The sequence below is a fragment of the Polaribacter sp. HaHaR_3_91 genome, assembly GCF_019278525.1.
In the GTDB taxonomy this organism is placed as follows: Bacteria; Bacteroidota; Bacteroidia; order Flavobacteriales; family Flavobacteriaceae; genus Polaribacter.
In genome coordinates, this window is sequence record NZ_CP058986.1 from 2,382,636 (window position 1) to 2,399,520 (window position 16,885).

Annotated in this window: 14 protein-coding genes; 6 read left to right on the top strand and 8 right to left on the bottom strand. The window is 29.6% G+C overall.

Annotated features, from left to right (window positions below; genetic code table 11):
- Positions 1 to 54: 54 nt before the first annotated feature.
- The 6 genes from H0I27_RS10000 to ytxJ form a co-directional block, all read right to left on the bottom strand.
- On the bottom strand, positions 55 to 1,023 hold the full coding sequence (locus H0I27_RS10000) for a deoxyhypusine synthase family protein (RefSeq protein ID WP_218730571.1): 969 nt from the start codon (positions 1,021 to 1,023) through the stop codon (positions 55 to 57).
- Positions 1,024 to 1,032: 9 nt separating this feature from the next.
- The gene (locus H0I27_RS10005) at positions 1,033 to 2,565 is read right to left on the bottom strand and encodes a carbon-nitrogen hydrolase family protein (RefSeq protein WP_158837720.1); all 1,533 of its coding nucleotides are present in this window, start codon (positions 2,563 to 2,565) and stop codon (positions 1,033 to 1,035) included.
- A gap of 9 nt (positions 2,566 to 2,574) precedes the next feature.
- Complete coding sequence (gene speB / locus H0I27_RS10010) at positions 2,575 to 3,522, bottom strand: agmatinase (protein WP_218730572.1); 948 nt, start codon at positions 3,520 to 3,522, stop codon at positions 2,575 to 2,577.
- An 11-nt stretch (positions 3,523 to 3,533) separates the two neighbouring features.
- Entirely contained in the window at positions 3,534 to 4,925 is a 1,392-nt protein-coding gene (locus H0I27_RS10015; RefSeq protein WP_218730573.1) for an arginine decarboxylase, read from the bottom strand.
- 595 nt (positions 4,926 to 5,520) lie between these two features.
- On the bottom strand, positions 5,521 to 7,071 hold the full coding sequence (locus H0I27_RS10020) for a DEAD/DEAH box helicase (RefSeq protein WP_218730574.1): 1,551 nt from the start codon (positions 7,069 to 7,071) through the stop codon (positions 5,521 to 5,523).
- Between the two features lie 59 nt (positions 7,072 to 7,130).
- Positions 7,131 to 7,532: a bacillithiol system redox-active protein YtxJ gene (ytxJ, locus tag H0I27_RS10025; RefSeq protein WP_218730575.1), complete on the bottom strand. Its 402-nt coding sequence runs from the start codon at positions 7,530 to 7,532 to the stop codon at positions 7,131 to 7,133.
- A 165-nt stretch (positions 7,533 to 7,697) separates the two neighbouring features.
- Between ytxJ and clpB the strand changes: the two genes are divergently transcribed.
- Both clpB and H0I27_RS10035 read left to right on the top strand, forming a co-directional pair.
- A complete protein-coding gene (clpB, locus tag H0I27_RS10030; RefSeq protein WP_218730576.1) occupies positions 7,698 to 10,307 on the top strand; it encodes an ATP-dependent chaperone ClpB in 2,610 nt (869 codons plus the stop codon).
- A 153-nt stretch (positions 10,308 to 10,460) separates the two neighbouring features.
- Complete coding sequence (locus H0I27_RS10035) at positions 10,461 to 10,958, top strand: histidine phosphatase family protein (protein ID WP_218730577.1); 498 nt, start codon at positions 10,461 to 10,463, stop codon at positions 10,956 to 10,958.
- A gap of 133 nt (positions 10,959 to 11,091) precedes the next feature.
- Here the strand turns inward: H0I27_RS10035 and H0I27_RS10040 are convergent, their stop codons facing one another.
- Positions 11,092 to 11,838, bottom strand: a complete 747-nt coding sequence (locus H0I27_RS10040) for a DUF6503 family protein (protein WP_218730578.1) — start codon at positions 11,836 to 11,838, stop codon at positions 11,092 to 11,094.
- A gap of 102 nt (positions 11,839 to 11,940) precedes the next feature.
- On the opposite strand from H0I27_RS10040, the gene smpB reads away from it, so the two are divergent.
- From smpB to H0I27_RS10060, 4 genes are all read left to right on the top strand, one after another.
- A complete protein-coding gene (gene smpB, locus H0I27_RS10045; RefSeq protein ID WP_165733248.1) occupies positions 11,941 to 12,408 on the top strand; it encodes an SsrA-binding protein SmpB in 468 nt (155 codons plus the stop codon).
- Positions 12,408 to 13,376 carry a geranylgeranylglycerol-phosphate geranylgeranyltransferase gene (locus H0I27_RS10050; protein WP_218730579.1) on the top strand — a complete coding sequence of 323 codons (969 nt, stop codon included), beginning with the start codon at positions 12,408 to 12,410 and terminating at the stop codon, positions 13,374 to 13,376. Before smpB ends, H0I27_RS10050 begins: the two co-directional genes overlap by 1 nt.
- Positions 13,377 to 13,416: 40 nt before the next feature.
- Positions 13,417 to 13,995, top strand: coding sequence for a Maf family nucleotide pyrophosphatase (locus tag H0I27_RS10055; protein WP_218730580.1), 579 nt, complete (start codon positions 13,417 to 13,419; stop codon positions 13,993 to 13,995).
- A 519-nt stretch (positions 13,996 to 14,514) separates the two neighbouring features.
- On the top strand, positions 14,515 to 15,318 hold the full coding sequence (locus H0I27_RS10060; protein WP_218730581.1) for a carboxypeptidase-like regulatory domain-containing protein: 804 nt from the start codon (positions 14,515 to 14,517) through the stop codon (positions 15,316 to 15,318).
- Positions 15,319 to 15,952: 634 nt separating this feature from the next.
- Here the strand turns inward: H0I27_RS10060 and H0I27_RS10065 are convergent.
- Positions 15,953 to 16,783 carry a prohibitin family protein gene (locus H0I27_RS10065; protein ID WP_218730582.1) on the bottom strand — a complete coding sequence of 277 codons (831 nt, stop codon included), beginning with the start codon at positions 16,781 to 16,783 and terminating at the stop codon, positions 15,953 to 15,955.
- Between the last annotated feature and the right edge of the window lie 102 nt (positions 16,784 to 16,885).

The following is a 16,885-nucleotide window of genomic DNA, read 5'->3' on the forward strand; positions in this document are numbered from 1 at the left end:
AATTATAAGTTAAAAATTAGCAATTCTGCTTTTATAATAAAAGCATCTGCGACGCTACATTTCTAATAAATAAGCAAAAATTAATGGTGCCACAATCGTTGCATCACTTTCTATAATAAACTTTGGCGTATCAATATCTAATTTACCCCAAGTAATTTTTTCATTTGGTACTGCTCCAGAATATGAACCATAACTTGTTGTAGAATCTGAAATTTGACAGAAATAACTCCAAAATGGTGTTTCTGGTTTTTCCATGTCTTGGTACAACATTGGCACCACACAAATAGGAAAATCTCCTGCAATCCCACCTCCTATTTGGAAGAAACCAATTCCGTTTTCAGAATTATTTGTATACCAATCTGCAAGGAACGTCATGTACTCAATTCCTGATTTTACAGTGCTTGCTTTTAATTCTCCTTTTAACACGTACGAAGCAAAAATATTACCCATGGTAGAATCTTCCCAACCCGGACAAATAATTGGCAAGTTTTTTTCTGCAGCAGCATACATCCAAGAATCTTTAATATCTATCTCGTAATATTGCTCTAAAACACCAGATAGTAATAATTTGTACATGTATTCATGTGGTAAGTAACGCTCACCTTTAGCTTCTGCATCTTTCCATATTTTTACAATATGTTCTTGAATTCTTCTAAAAGCTTCTTCTTCTGGTATGCAAGTATCTGTAACTCTGTTTAATCCTTTTTCAAGTAAATCCCACTCGTCTTGTGGCGTTAAATCTCTATAATTAGGCACACGTTTGTAATGAGAATGTGCAACAAGATTCATAACATCTTCCTCTAAGTTTGCACCTGTACAAGAAACAATTTGTACTTTATCTTTACGAATCATTTCTGCAAAGATCTTCCCTAATTCGGCAGTACTCATTGCTCCTGCTAAAGAAACTAACATTTTAGATCCTTTGTTTAATTGTGCTTCGTACCCTTTTGCAGCATCTACTAAAGCTGCAGCGTTAAAGTGTAAAAAGTATTTTTCTATAAAATTTGTAATATGTTTGCTCATTTTGTTTTTTTATTTTTTTGGAAGTTTTCTTACTTCAAATATATCTGTTCTTCTATCTTTTAAATTTCGTACGCTACCAAACTGGTTTAAATCCTTTAGTAAATCTAAATCTACATCTGCAATTAAAATCATTTCAGTATTTGTAGTTGCTTCTGCCTTTATCCCGTTTGCAGGAAAAGAAAAGTCGCAAGGCGTAAACACCATAGATTGTGCGTACTGAATATCCATATTATTTACTTTTGGTAAATTACCAACACTACCAGCAATGGCAACGTAACACTCGTTTTCTATAGCTCTAGCTTGTGCACAGTGACGTACTCTAGAATATCCATTTTGCGTATCCGTTAAAAACGGAACAAACAAAATATCCATGCCTTCTTCTGCCAAAAGTCTACTTAATTCTGGAAACTCAGAATCATAACAAATTAATACGCCTATTTTACCACAATCTGTATCAAAGGTTTTTAACTCATTTCCTCCTTGCATTCCCCAAACTTTTGCTTCATCTGGTGTAACATGCAATTTTTCATAACGCTCTGTAGATCCATCTCTTTTACAGATATAACCCGCATTGTACAACAACTCATCTTTAATTTCTGGCATACTACCAGTAATAATATTAATGTTATACGTAATTGCCAACTCAGAAAATTTCTGAACAATCTCTGGCGTATATTTTGCCAATTCTCTAATTGCTTCCGATTCTGGTAAATGATTATTATCTGCCATTAACGGAGCGTTAAAAAACTCTGGAAACAATGCAAAGTCCGATCTGTAAGCAGAAACTGCATCTACAAAATACTCTGCTTGCTGCATTAATTCTTCCAAATCTTTATACAAACGCATTTGCCACTGAATCAACCCTAAACGTACTACTTTTTTCTTTGTAGCTGCTTTTTTAGACTTTTTCTCGTAATAAATATTATCCCATTCTAATAAAACTGCAAACTCACCCGAATTTTCATCACCTTCTAAATATCCTTTTAAAATTTTTGAAGGATGAAAATCATTCGAAATTTGAAAGTTTAAAACCGGATCGTGAATTTCTTTACGTTTTACACTTTCTATATACTCTTTTGGTGATAATGTTGCTGCATATTTATGATAATTCGGAATTCTACCTCCAAACGCAATTCCTCTTAAATTTTGTTTTTCGGCAAGCTCTTTTCTATAATCATACAACCTTCTACCTAAACGTAAACCTCTGTATTCTTTTTTGATAAAAACATCAATTCCGTATAAAACATCTCCATTTTCATCATGTGTATCAAAGGTATAATTCCCCGTAATATCTTCATACGTATGCTGATCGTCGAAACTATCATAATCTAATTTAATAGACAATGCACAACCTGCTAACTCACCATTTACTTTAATAATAACTTGTCCTTCTGGAAATTTATCAATCAACGATTTAATTTGATTTTCTCTCCAATAAGAACCTGGCATACTTGAATATGCCTGAATCATTGCTTCTTTTAACTGTTTATAATCAGTTAACGTTAAATAATGAAGCTCAATGTTCTCGATGTTTTTAATCATTTTATAGAACTAAAAATCGTCGTTATTATCATCTTTAAACTTAGACAATTTACTAAATGGATTTACATCAGTAGCATCATCACCAATATCATAACTATCATCATTAGAAGCAAATTTGTAGCTTAACATTTTGTAAAATAATTTTGCTGCTAAAAAGTCTGAAGATTTTTCACTTTCATTAGGGCACAATTCTACCATATCAAAACCAACAACATTCTTTTGTTTAAAAACTTGTTTTAAGAATTCTAATGTTTCATAATAAAACAATCCGCCTGGTTCTGGAGTTCCGGTAGATGGCATAATTGATGGATCTAACGCGTCTAAATCAAACGTAATAAAAACATTTTCTGTTAATTGATCAATTACATCTTCTACCCAATCTTCATTTACAGCCATATCATGCGCAAAGAAAACTTTATCTAAATTCATTTCTCTTTTTTCAGAAATATCCATGCTTCTAATACCAACTTGTACCAAATTTGTATTTTGGTTAGCTTCATAAACCGCACAAGCATGGTTGCATTTAGAACCATCATATTCTTTTCTTAAATCTGCATGTGCATCAATATGTAAAACAGTTAAACTACTAAAACACTCATTAAAAGCTCTTATAGTTCCTATAGACACAGAGTGCTCTCCACCAAAAGCAGTCACAAATTTATTTCTATTAATGTACTTTTTCGTAACTTGATGTACAGCATCTACCATAGCTTCTGGTGATGTATTTTCTGTAATGGCATCTGCCAAATAAACACCTTCTTTATAAACCTCAGAATCTGTTTCTATGTCATACAATTCCATATTTTCTGATGCTTCTAAAAAAGCTTGTGGTCCTTTGTCTGCTCCTTTTTGCCAAGTACTTGTTCCATCATAAGGGATAGGAATAATTACGATCTTTGATGTTGACAGGTTTCCAAATTCTTCTGGAATTCCTGCATATGTTTTATTTTTGTTCATTTTTTTTCTTTTTAATATCCTAAAATTGATAATAATTCGCTACTTTTTTGTTGTTCTTTAAAGACTCTTGAAGTTAAATTTCCGTCTTCATCTCTATCTAAAATTAAATGTTTTGGATGCGGAATTAAGCAGTGCTGTAAACCTCCAAAACCTCCAATAGATTCTTGATATGCTCCAGTGTTAAAAAAACCAATATACAACGGATTATCTTTCTCATAAACAGGTAAATAAATTCCGTTTATATGTTGTTCAGAATTATAATAGTCATCACTATCACAGGTTAAACCACCTAATAAAACTCGTTCATATTGTCTGTTCCATTTATTAACTGGTAACATAATAAAACGTTTATTTATAGCCCAAGCATCTGGTAAAGTTGTTATAAATGAAGAGTTTATCATATTCCAACGCTCTCTATCATTTTGTTTCTTTTGATATAAAATCTCGTAAATAGCTGCTCCAGATTCTCCAACGGTAAAACTTCCAAACTCTGTAAAAATATTTGGTACTTCTACACCTGCATCTTTACAAACTTCATTTATTTGATTGATAATTTCATCAATCATATACTCGTAATCATAATCAAATGCCAATGAATTTTTAATAGGAAAACCACCACCAATATTCAAACAATCTAACGTAGGACATATTTTCTTTAGGTTGATGTAAACGTTTAAACATTTCATCAATTCGTTCCAATAATATGCATTGTCTTTAATACCTGTATTGATAAAAAAATGTAACATTTTTAAATCTACTTGTGTATTAGTAGCGATTTCTCGCTCATAAAAAGCAACAATATTTTTATATCCAATACCTAATCTAGAAGTATAAAACTCAAATTTAGGTTCTTCTTCTGATGCTATTCTTATACCAACATTTATCTGTTTATCAGTTTCATCTAATAATAGGTTGATTTCTTCGTAATTATCAATAATAGGAATCACATTTGTATGACCAGAATTAATTAAACCTCCAATATTTTTAATGTATTGGTCACGTTTAAATCCGTTACAAATAATGTACGTATTGTCTTTTATCTTTCCTTCTTTTTTAAGATTATTTACAATATCTATATCAAAAGCAGACGATGTTTCTATATGAATATCATTTTTTAAAGCTTCATGTAAAACATGTTTAAAATGAGAGCTTTTTGTACAATAGCTATAAAAATACTTTCCTTTATAGTTATGTTTTTCAATACTATTTTGAAACCATCCTTTTGCTTTGTTGATGTTTTCTGAAATTTTTGGCAAATACGTAAATTTTAATGGTGAACCATATTGTTCTATTAATTCCATTAAATTAATTCCGTGCCAAAACAATTTATTATTTTCTGTTTTGAATTCTTCTTGTGGGAAATCGAACGTTTGCTCGACTAAATCTATGTATTTTGTATTCACTTTACTTTTTTAATTAATTATATGATAAATCCGTCTAAACTAAAACAAACGAATGTTTTAGAATAGAAATTATAACCCTGAAAAAAGGATGTTATCACTGTAATATTTGCAAGTAAACAACGTGCAACTTTGAAAAAAGCTGCAATTCTTGAAGAATTGAAAATGGAGATACCTTAATTTTTTCGTTGCATTTCCAAAATGCGATATAACTTTCATTCTCCGATAGAAAGATATTTCCGAAATAAGAAAAACTAAACATTTTACTTAAATAAGTTAAGCAAATGTATATTTTTTTTGAATACAAATAACAAAATCAAAAAAAAAATGACATTTTTTTTGGTTATTAATTTTTCTCGTAAATAATAGTGATTAAAGGAGTTACAAACACTTCTTGATAATAAGCTAAGATATTTAACCAAAATAAGGATATAAAAGTTTCTAAAAGAAACTTTTATTTAGCAGATTAAAGGAAAGATATTAAAACAAAAAAAACTCTGAAAATTCAGAGTTTTTTGTCAATCTGAATTTCATCAGATTTTATGATTAATTGATTAGACTTCTTGAAACAACTTCAAAATATCAATTTTTATTTTTTTTATTCTTCAATTGGTGGATGACCATGAATTTCCTCAAAATCTTCATCGAAATTAGTTCTTAAATAAGCATTTAATTTCTTTCTATAATCGTCTTTTAACCACGTTACAAAATTGTGAGTACTTTTAGAAATACATTTTGCATATCTATTAATTCTATCATCAATTTCTTCTCCTAATAATTTTGCTAAGATTAATGCATCAAAAACATCTTCACTATTTTCAATACACATTTTTGCATGGTGTACAATAGATTTTTCTAAAACCCTTTTAGAAGATTCTCCTTGTCTAATAGTATCTATATATACTTTTTTCATATCGAAATAAGTATCTGTAGATTTTTCAAATTCTTTTTTAACATCTGCCGTTAATTCATATCTAAAGGTACTTTCTATATCTTCATCAGAAAGAATTGCATTTAAATAATAGTCTGGCGCTCTAAACATTTTTTCCCAATCTAAATCTGCTCCCCAAGGACCAAATCTATGAAAGTTGTTACCTAAATCGATAACATCAAAAGTGCTTTTGTTATTTAAAACCCTAGAACCACGACCAATCATTTGGTAGTATAAAGTCAATGATTTTGTTGCTCTATTTAATATAATTGCTTCAATGGTTGGCTCATCAAAACCAGTTGTTAAAATACTTACAGAAGTAATAATTGCTCCTGGAGTTTTCTTAAACCACTTTAAAATGAGTTCACGCTCTGCTCTTGTATTTGTATTGTCTAAATGTGCAATTGGATACCCCGCCTTTTTAAACGCATGAAACACTTGTATAGATGTGTTAATACCATTATTAAATATCAAGGTTTTCTTTCCTTTTGCCGTTTCTTCATATGCAGAAACTAATTTAGAAAGCATGTCTGAATTCGTATATAAATCTTCAGAAGATTTTACTGTATAATCTCCATTTGCTCCTACTTCCAAAGAAGTTAAACCAACATTATAAGAATATAAATTTGCACTTGCTAAATATTCATGATCTATTAAATGCTGAATCGTTTCTCCAACAAATAACTCTTGATAATTCTCATACATTGGTAATTTAATGTTAGAACTCAAAGGAGTTGCTGTTACACCAAGTATAAAAGACTCATCGAAAAACTTAAAGATTTTTGTAAAAGAATTGTAATGTGCCTCATCTACAATTACTAAACCGATATCAGAAATATCTAATTTATCATCATTTAACCTATTTTTTAAGGTCTCAACCATTGCCACAAAACAATTAAAATCGTCTTGATCATCTAAAATAGCTGTAGAATTGATAATTTTATTAGAAACTCCAAATTCTTTTAACATTTTAGAAGTTTGCTTACTCAGCTCAATTCTGTGTGTTAAAACCAAAACTTTCTTTTTAAAAGTTTCTAAATAACGTCTAACTATTTCAGAAAAAATAACAGTTTTACCACCACCTGTAGGTAATTGATACAATAAATGGTAATCTTTAGGTGCATCTTTAAACCTCCTAAAAATCTCTTGAAGTGCATCTTGTTGATAACCGTATAATTCTTTACCTACTTTCTTTACTGAAGTGTCTATCTCTGCCAAAGGAATATAAATTTAGGCTACAAAAATAAGACTTAAATAAGGGTTTATGCAAGTTTATCCTATATAAATCTCGATAAATTTGTATTTGTGATCTCATAATGAGACGCATTCTCTACAGAAACTCCATTTTTAACTGCAATTAATTGCGGTGATTGATGCATTACTTGAAAAGTAAACCCAACTTCATCAGAAATATCTCTATAATTTAATAAATCTAAATAATAAACTTTTAAATTTTGATGTTCTTCTGTAAAAAGCTTTTCAAATTGCTTAATTACCATACTGCTAATTCCACATCTAGTAGAATGTTTAAAAATTAAAACAGCTTCTGTTTTAGAAATTTCTTTAATTTCTTCTAATTGCTCTATAGAAGTTAAAGGAATCCAGTTTAAGTATGACACTTTTTGTACTTTTGATGTAGCATCTTCTTTTGCTCCAAAAATCTTATTAAATATACTCATTGTATGTTTTTTATTGGTTTGTCGATGTAAATATACGAAACTTTCATTTGTCAAAAAGTCAGTAAAAACAATCACTTACAAGACAAAATGACTCATTTTAAAACTAATGACCGGATGGTATTAAAATTGCTCTATTGTTATCAAAAAAAATAAAAATTTAGAAAAATGAACTTTAACAATTATACAACAAAATCGCAAGAGACCATACAAATGGCGCAACAGATTGCGCAAGGTTTTGGTCATAATCAAATAGAAAATGAACATATTTTTAAAGCTTTAACAGAAGTAGATGAAAATGTTTTACCTTTTCTTTTGAAAAAATTAAACATTAATATAAATATTGTAAACCAAATTTTAGACAAACAACTAGAGAGTTTACCTAAAGTTTCTGGTGCAGAATTAATGATTTCTAGAGAAGCTAGTAAAACCTTAACAGAAGCAGCTGTTATTGCAAAAAAGATGAAAGATGATTATGTTTCTATTGAACATTTAATTCTGGCTATTTTTAAGTCTAAAAGTAATATTGCACAAGTTTTAAAAGACCAAGGTGTCACAGAAAAGCATTTACAAGCAGCTATTGATGAGTTAAGAAAAGGAGAAAGAGTAACTTCTCAAAGTCAAGAAGAAACCTATAATTCTTTAAATAAATTTGCTAAAAACTTAAATCAATTAGCGCAAGACGGCAAATTAGATCCTGTAATTGGTAGAGATGAAGAAATCCGTAGATTATTACAGATTTTATCTCGTAGAACAAAAAATAATCCAATTTTAGTTGGAGAACCAGGAACCGGAAAAACGGCTATTGCAGAAGGTTTAGCGCACAGAATTGTTGATGGTGATGTACCAGAAAACCTAAAAGGAAAACTAATTTTTTCTTTGGATATGGGTGCATTAATTGCAGGTGCAAAATATAAAGGAGAATTTGAAGAGCGTTTAAAAGCTGTAATTAAAGAGGTAACAAGCGCCGATGGAGATATTGTGCTATTTATTGATGAAATTCACACTTTAGTTGGTGCTGGTGGTGGAAATGGAGCTATGGATGCTGCAAATATTCTAAAACCCGCTTTAGCACGTGGAGAATTGCGTGCAATTGGTGCAACTACGTTGGATGAATATCAGAAATATTTTGAAAAAGACAAAGCTTTAGAAAGACGTTTTCAGAAAGTGCAAGTTAATGAACCTGATACAGAAAGTGCCATTTCTATTTTACGAGGAATTAAAGATAAATATGAAACTCACCACAAGGTTCGTATTAAAGATGAAGCCATTATTGGTGCGGTAGAATTATCTCAGCGTTATATTACCAATCGTTTTTTACCAGATAAAGCGATTGATTTAATGGATGAAGCAATGGCTAAACTGCGTATGGAAATCAATTCTAAACCAGAAGAACTAGATGTTTTAGACAGAAAGGTGATGCAATTAGAAATTGAAATTGAAGCCATAAAACGTGAAAAAGATGAGAACAAGTTAAAATCTTTACGTTCTGATTTAGCGAATCTAAAAGAAGAACGAAATGAGATGAACGCAAAATGGAAATCGGAAAAAGATGTAGTTGATAATATCCAAAATGCAAAAGCTGCCATAGAAGATTTAAAGATGGAAGCGGAAAAAGCAGAACGTGATGGAGATTATGGTAAAGTTGCCGAAATTAGATATGGGAAAATTAAAAAAGCCCAAGAAGATTTAGAAGGTTTCCAAAAAGTTTTAGCAGAGAATCAATCTGAAAAATCTTTGATAAAAGAAGAAGTAACTTATGATGATATTGCTGAAGTAGTTGCTAAATGGACTGGTGTTCCGGTGACAAAAATGATTCAATCTGAGCGTGAAAAATTGCTTAGACTAGAAGGTCAATTACATAAAAGAGTCGTAGGCCAAGAAGAAGCAATTGTTGCCATTTCTGATGCCGTTAGAAGATCTAAAGCAGGCTTACAAAACCCAAACAAACCTATTGGTAGTTTCTTGTTTTTAGGAACTACGGGAGTTGGTAAAACCGAATTAGCAAAAGCCCTTGCAGAATATCTTTTTGATGATGAAAACGCAATGACACGTATTGATATGAGTGAATATCAAGAAAAACATTCTGTAAGTAGATTGGTTGGTGCGCCTCCGGGATATGTTGGGTATGATGAAGGCGGACAATTAACAGAAGCTGTTAGAAGAAGACCTTATTCTGTAGTACTTTTAGATGAAATTGAAAAAGCGCATCCAGATACTTTTAATATTTTATTACAAGTGTTAGATGAAGGAAGGTTAACGGATAATAAAGGACGTGTAGCTGACTTTAAAAACACCATTATCATTATGACCTCTAACATTGGTAGCCATATTATTCAGGATAAATTTAGCGACCCAAAAGCAGATTTAGAAGCTGTAACTGAGTTGGCAAAAATAGAAGTTTTAGCCTTGTTAAAACAATCTGTAAGACCAGAATTTTTAAATAGAATTGATGATGTAATTATGTTTACACCTTTAAACAAGGAAAATATATTTGAAATTGTAAAATTACAAATAGATCATTTAAAGAAAATGATTGGTAAACAAGAAATTACTTTAGATGCAACCGATGAAGCAATTACGTATTTAGCTGAAAAAGGATATCAGCCAGAATTTGGTGCCCGTCCTGTAAAAAGAGTGATTCAGAAGGAAGTATTAAATCAGCTTTCTAAAGAAATTTTATCTGGAAAAATCACAACAGATAGTATTATTTTAATTGATGCTTTTGATGATAAATTGGTTTTTAGAAATCAGTCTGATTTTGTAGAAAATGTATAATTTTGTCATACTGAATTTACTTCAGCATTAAAAGCAAGAATCTAAAACAAGTTTTAGTTAACAATAAAGAGTTTTAGTTCGTTTGTAAAAAGCGGTGTTTGAAAAAACATCGCTTTTTCTTTTTGATTACATTTGTTCTCTAAACCAAATATAATGAAGAAATTTTTACTGCTTTTTGTTTTCGCTTTTACTTTTATAACTGCTTGTTCTTCCGATGAAACAACCACGTATTATTTAATTCGTCATGCAGAAAAAGACAGAACAAATAAATCTAATAGAAATCCTATTTTAAATAAAAACGGAATAGAAAGGGCAGAAAAATGGGCAAATCATTTTAAAAACGTTCCGTTTGATGCTATTTACTCAACAAACTACAACAGAACTATAGAAACTGCTACACCAACTGCAGACAGTAAAAGTTTAAAAATTAAAAAGTACAATCCGAGTAAAATGTACGATTCCATTTTTCAGCAAGAAACAAAAGGCAAAACCGTTTTAATAGTTGGACATAGCAACACCACTCCTGCTTTTGTAAATAAGATTTTAGGAGAAAAAAAGTATGAAGATATAGACGATAACAATAACGCTAACTTATATATTGTTACTATTTCTGGTGATGAAAAAACAAGTGTTGTAGAAAAAGTTGAATAACTTATTTTTTATACATAAACTTATCTTAATAAAAACGATTTATTTGTATTTCATTTTTAAAATAGCGAGTATCCTTCAACTTCACTCAAGATAAAATCCAAATAGGAAATAGCTTCATAGAACACTACTTACCTTACTCCAAAATCTGTACTTCTATATTTTCTAAATTTATTTCTGATAATTTTTTAAGCTCATTTTTTTCAAACGCTTTATCTATATCAATTAAAGAAATCCCATCATTTAAAGGCTTATAATTATCATAATTTACAAAACGAATTCCGTTTTTTAAGACTTCTTTGGTTATAGCTCTAAAACGTTTTCCTCCATCATTTGTATGGTAAGAATATGCTAAATAATCAACTAAAAAATCTTGTTTACCAATCCAATAAATAAAAACATCATCAAAATCTTCTCCTCCTCCATCTTCAGAGAAAGTAACTTGTACTTTATAATACTCTTCGTCTTTTATCGAAGTTGATGGTAATAACTTTTTTATAACTGCCTTGTCATTTAATCCGAAGGGTAACACAGAAAAATAATGCACAGAATTTACCGAATTCGATAAAATGTTAGCTATCGAATCGTTTACTTGATAAGGAGTTCCGTTCACTAATCTTTTAAACCCGTCATTACTTAAAACATCAGAAATAAACCCTACTTTGTCATCTTTCTGCTTTCTTGTAAGCTTAAAACTTCCATTAGGTTTTCTATTTGCAATATATTTTTTGTCTCTAAATTTAAAATTAATTTCGGAATTAGCTACTTTATCTGACCCTGATGAAATAATAGCCTTATCTATAATTTGTTGTGCAGTCAACTTGTTTTCAGAAGGTTTACAAGAAATTAAAAAAGCTAAAAAAAGAATTGGTAAATATTTCATGAGATGTTGTTTTATAAGGTGGATAATAGATTTCAAAATTACATTTCTTTGACCAAAGTAAAAATGTATCTTTGTTAAAATTATTAAAATTAAAATCAGTCTATGGCTGTTCAGAAAAAGATAAACATAAAGAACAAAAAAGCACGTTTCGAATTTGAAATTCTAGACAAATACGTTGCTGGAATTCAGTTAACCGGAACGGAAATAAAATCTATTCGTTTAAGTCAGGCTAGAATTACAGAGAGTTTTTGTGAATTTAATGATGGCGGAGAATTGTTTATTGTAAATATGTACATTCAAGAATACATGTTTGGGCATCACTTTAACCACAAACCTAAAAGTGAACGTAGATTATTAATGCACAAACGTGAATTACGATCTTTAAGAAAAGACGTTGAAGCAAAAGGAAATACCATTGTTCCTTTACGTTTGTTTATTAATGATAAAGGTTTTGCCAAATTAGAAATTGCATTGGCAAAAGGAAAACAAACGCACGACAAACGAGAAGTTATTAAAGACAGAGATAACAAACGTGATTTGGCACGTATTAAAAAGAGTTTTAACGGTTAATGGATTTTTTAAGACTTATTCGTTACAAAAACCTATTGATGGTTTTATTAACAATGGTTTTAACCAAATACGCGCTAATAGATTCTATCTTTTTTAGCAATCTTAGTTTTAAAAATTACACCTTAATACACACTACTTATTTAGGAATTACCTTAACTCATTGTCTATTTATATTATTTTCTTTCAGCATTTTATGTATCACCGCTGGCGGATATATTATAAATGATATTTTTGATGTAGAAACTGATAAAATAAACAAACCATTAAAAGTAATTATAGAAAAATCTATTTCTAAAAAAAAGGCTTGGATTCTTTACTATTTTACCAGCATTCTAGGTTTACTCTCTGGTATATATTTATCCTTTACTACCGAAAACAATCTGTATAGTTTCTTTTTTTTAGGAACTATTTTAGCTCTCTTTTTATATTCTAAATACTTAAAAAAAACTCTTTTTATTGGTAATTTACTAGTTTCAGTTCTCTTAGGTTTGGTGGTCTTTATAACCGTAATATTTAACGAACCAAAAGCACATAACAGTAATTTGTTAGAATTAATAATTAACATGGCCACAAGTATTCGTTTTCTTTTTATAATGATAACTTATATTGTTTTTTCTGTACTGACCAATCTTATTAGAGAAATTATTAAAGATATAGAAGACATTAATGGCGATTTAAAAATAAAAGCTAATACATTACCTATTTTGTTTGGAAGAAAAAGAGCTTCTAAAGTCGCTTTTTTCTTTAGTGCCATTTTACTAGTGTTTCTTTTAATCGTTTTACAATCTTTAATAAATGAATACGTACTTTTAACCTACGGAATTCTGTTTACTTTACTTCCACTACTTTATTTTATGTACAAATTATGGTTTTCTGAAAGCAAAAAGGAATTTAGTTTTCTAAGTAATTTAATGAAAGTAATAATGCTTTTCGGAATTTTATCTATGATATTATTCAAACTGAAATAAAAATAGATTCCTGCTTCCACAGGATGAACAACACAAATATATGTTAAGAGAAAAATTAAAAGAGTATAACGTTATATTAGCTTCTAAATCACCAAGAAGACAGCAATTTTTTAAAGATTTAGATATAGATTTTACAATTCAATTAAAAGAAGTTGAAGAAATTTATCCACCTGAATTAAAAGGAACAGACATTACAGATTTTTTAGCAGATTTAAAATCGAAAGCTTTTTCAAATTTATCAGAAAAAGATATCTTAATTACTTCAGACACCATTGTTTGGTTAGAAAATACAGCTTTAGGAAAACCAAAAGACGAAGCAGATGCTTTTGCCATGTTAAGGGCGTTATCTGGTAAAAAACATGAAGTAATTACTTCTATAAGTATAAAGAGCAAACAGTTTCAAAAGATTATAAATGACATTACCGTAGTTTCTTTTAAAGAACTATCTGATGACGAAATAAACTATTACATCAAAAATTACAAGCCTTATGACAAAGCTGGAGCATACGGTATACAAGAGTGGATTGGTTTTATAGCTATTGATAATTTAGAAGGAAGCTATTTTAATGTGGTGGGTTTACCGGTTCAAAAATTGTATGCCGAATTAATGAATCTATAAAGCAATCAAAAACAGTAAAACGGAAATTTATTTCTCTCAACAACAACACGTTACCATAAAGCAAACAATTTCTTAACCTAAAGTTAACATACTATACAAACTCATTAAACCTGTTGTTTTTATAACATTATAAACTGCGTAATTTTGCACCCGCAAATTAAGCAATTTATGAAAACAAGTAATCAGAAAGTAAAAAGTAAAGTTGGTGAACCAACAAAAAATTTAAGCAACACAAATTCAACGCTTTGGAATTTAAAAAGACGTTATAGATAAATATAGTTCCTTTTAACTTATAAGCTCTTTTCTATGAAAAGAGCTTTTTTTTCGTCTCATAATTAAGATAGTGAACATCTTCAACTTTTAGATACCTACAATTTAGATAAGCTCTAAATGAAGTTAAAGAGCTGTTTTTCTACTAAAAAACACTTCGCTTTTATATTTAATCCATTTTTACAAATAAATCATCGGGTTTCACAAAAAATTAACCTTTCTAAAAGCAATTATTCATATTATTGCAATATGCAAAGACTATTATACATTTTGTGCTTATTCGCTTCTTTAAGCACACTCTCACAGAACGATACCATTCGTGTTAAAACGTTAAAAGGACAAATTATTCACGCCGAAAGTAAAAAAGCTTTAAGCGCTTCTCATATATTAAACCTAAATACAGTTCAAGGAACCATTACAGATGATAGAGGTTTTTTTGAAATACCAACAAGAGCAAACGACACAATCTTAGTTTCTTATTTAGGATACGAATCTATAAAACTAAAAATCACAAACGATTTATTAAAAGGAAACGAACTACTAATTGCTTTGTATGAAAAACCAGAAGAAATTAGAGAAGTTGTTATAAAATCCACACAATTAATAGGTGTTTTAGAAATTGACGTAAAACAAGTACCAAAAGATCGATTTACAAGAATTAAAATAAACGGACTACCACAAACCTATGAGGTTGGTAAACCTAAAGGAAAAGACTTCTCATCTCCTATTGCGGCATTATTTCAACCTGTAGATTACTTATACAATCTTTTTGGAAGCAAACCGAAACAATTAAAAAAATTACAGAAGCTTAAAAAAGAGGATGATTTACGTAAAATGTTAGCTGGTAAGTTTGACAGAGAAGTAATGATGGAATATCTGCAAATGGACAGACAAGAACTTACAGAATTACTTACAGACTGTAACTACTCTGAATACTTTATTAAAAAGGCGTCTGATTTACAAATGATAGAGGCTGTATTGGATTGTTACGAAAACTACAAAGCCATTAAAAACGGTAAAATTGAACGCGATAAAATTCCCGTAAAAAATTAATTCTATACATATTGTAATATAGAAATAACAATATTATTACAACCTTGAGGCTACACCCTCAAGGTTTTTATTTATAAGAACTTTTTCCATCTTCTTTTATTGCCATTTTAATCCTACAAACTTATTGACAACTAATATTTCATTCTTAAAAAATTACCCAAAACTGAAAAGAGTCGAAAACAATATTGCTTCCGACTCTAATCAACTATTAAAACTAACTATTAACCAACTAAAATACAGTGTTACTGTATTTGTATCTAAACTTTCTTATCTCTTCATCAACACCTTTTAAATTTCCTTTATCCTATTTTGAATTCTTTTATATAATCTTGAATCTCAAAAACCATAATGTTATTTTGAAATATTATAGATAGTAAGCAAAACTTAAACAAGTTCTAAGACTAAATCACATCAAACTAACTTATCTAAATTTTAAAACTTACAAAAGGTCAATTCTACTACCTACATTTATAAGACACAAAAAAGGAAGTATCGTTACAAGTTAAAATGTACTTTAACAGAACTTTAAGTTTCTAAAAATAAGCACAAAAAAAAATCCAGCTATCGCTGGATTTTCATTGAGAATAATTTCTCTTATTAATTTTTACATCCCGCGTTAGCGGAAATTATCTTTTTACTGATTTCCTAAAATAATAGGTAAACCATCTTTACCAGAACCAATAACAATAACTTTACTATTAGGTGATTTAGACAACTCTAAAGTAGCACCGATTCCTTTTTCTTGTAAAATTTTATCAGTTAAAGAAGCACTTAAAATCTTATTTGCAACCGCTTTACCTTCCGCATCAATTTTTTGTCTTTCTGCTTCTTTTAACGCTTTAGCTAATCTAAATTCATATTCTAAAGATTCTTGCTCTTGCTTTAACTTCGTTTCAATGGCAGTTCTAATGGTAGTTGGTAACTTAACATCTTCTACTAAAACTCTTTTTACTGCTAAAAATTGACCTTTTAAAACGATTTGAATTTCATCTAAAATTTCTTGTTCAATTACATCTCTTTTACTAGAATATAACTGCTCTGGAGTATAACGACCAACAACACTTCTTGCAGCTGCATTAATTGCAGGATCTAACAATTCACGCTCATAATCCTCACCTTTTGTTTTAATTAATTTCCCTAAATTAGTAAACTCTGGCTCATACCAAATTGTACCATTTACCTTTACCTCTAATCCGTTAACAGAAAGTACATTCATTTCTGTAGAAATAGCTTGCTGACGCACTTTTCTTACAATCATACGATTCCAAGGAGCTACAATCTGAAAACCTTCTCCGTATGTTTTTTCTGTATTAATACCATCTCCCAATGCCTCAAAAACAACACCACCTTCTCCAGGCCCAATAGTCACTGTAGATTTAGAAAATAAAATGATTACTACTACCGCTAAAATGATAAAAAAAACACCTCCCTTAGGAAACTTTATATCTACTTGATTATTCGCCATACTTATAAATTTTGATTAATTACAAATTTACAATTTAACTTTGTGAAACACAATATATATAATCTATATATTGGCTAAAAAGCGTTAATACTTAACATAATT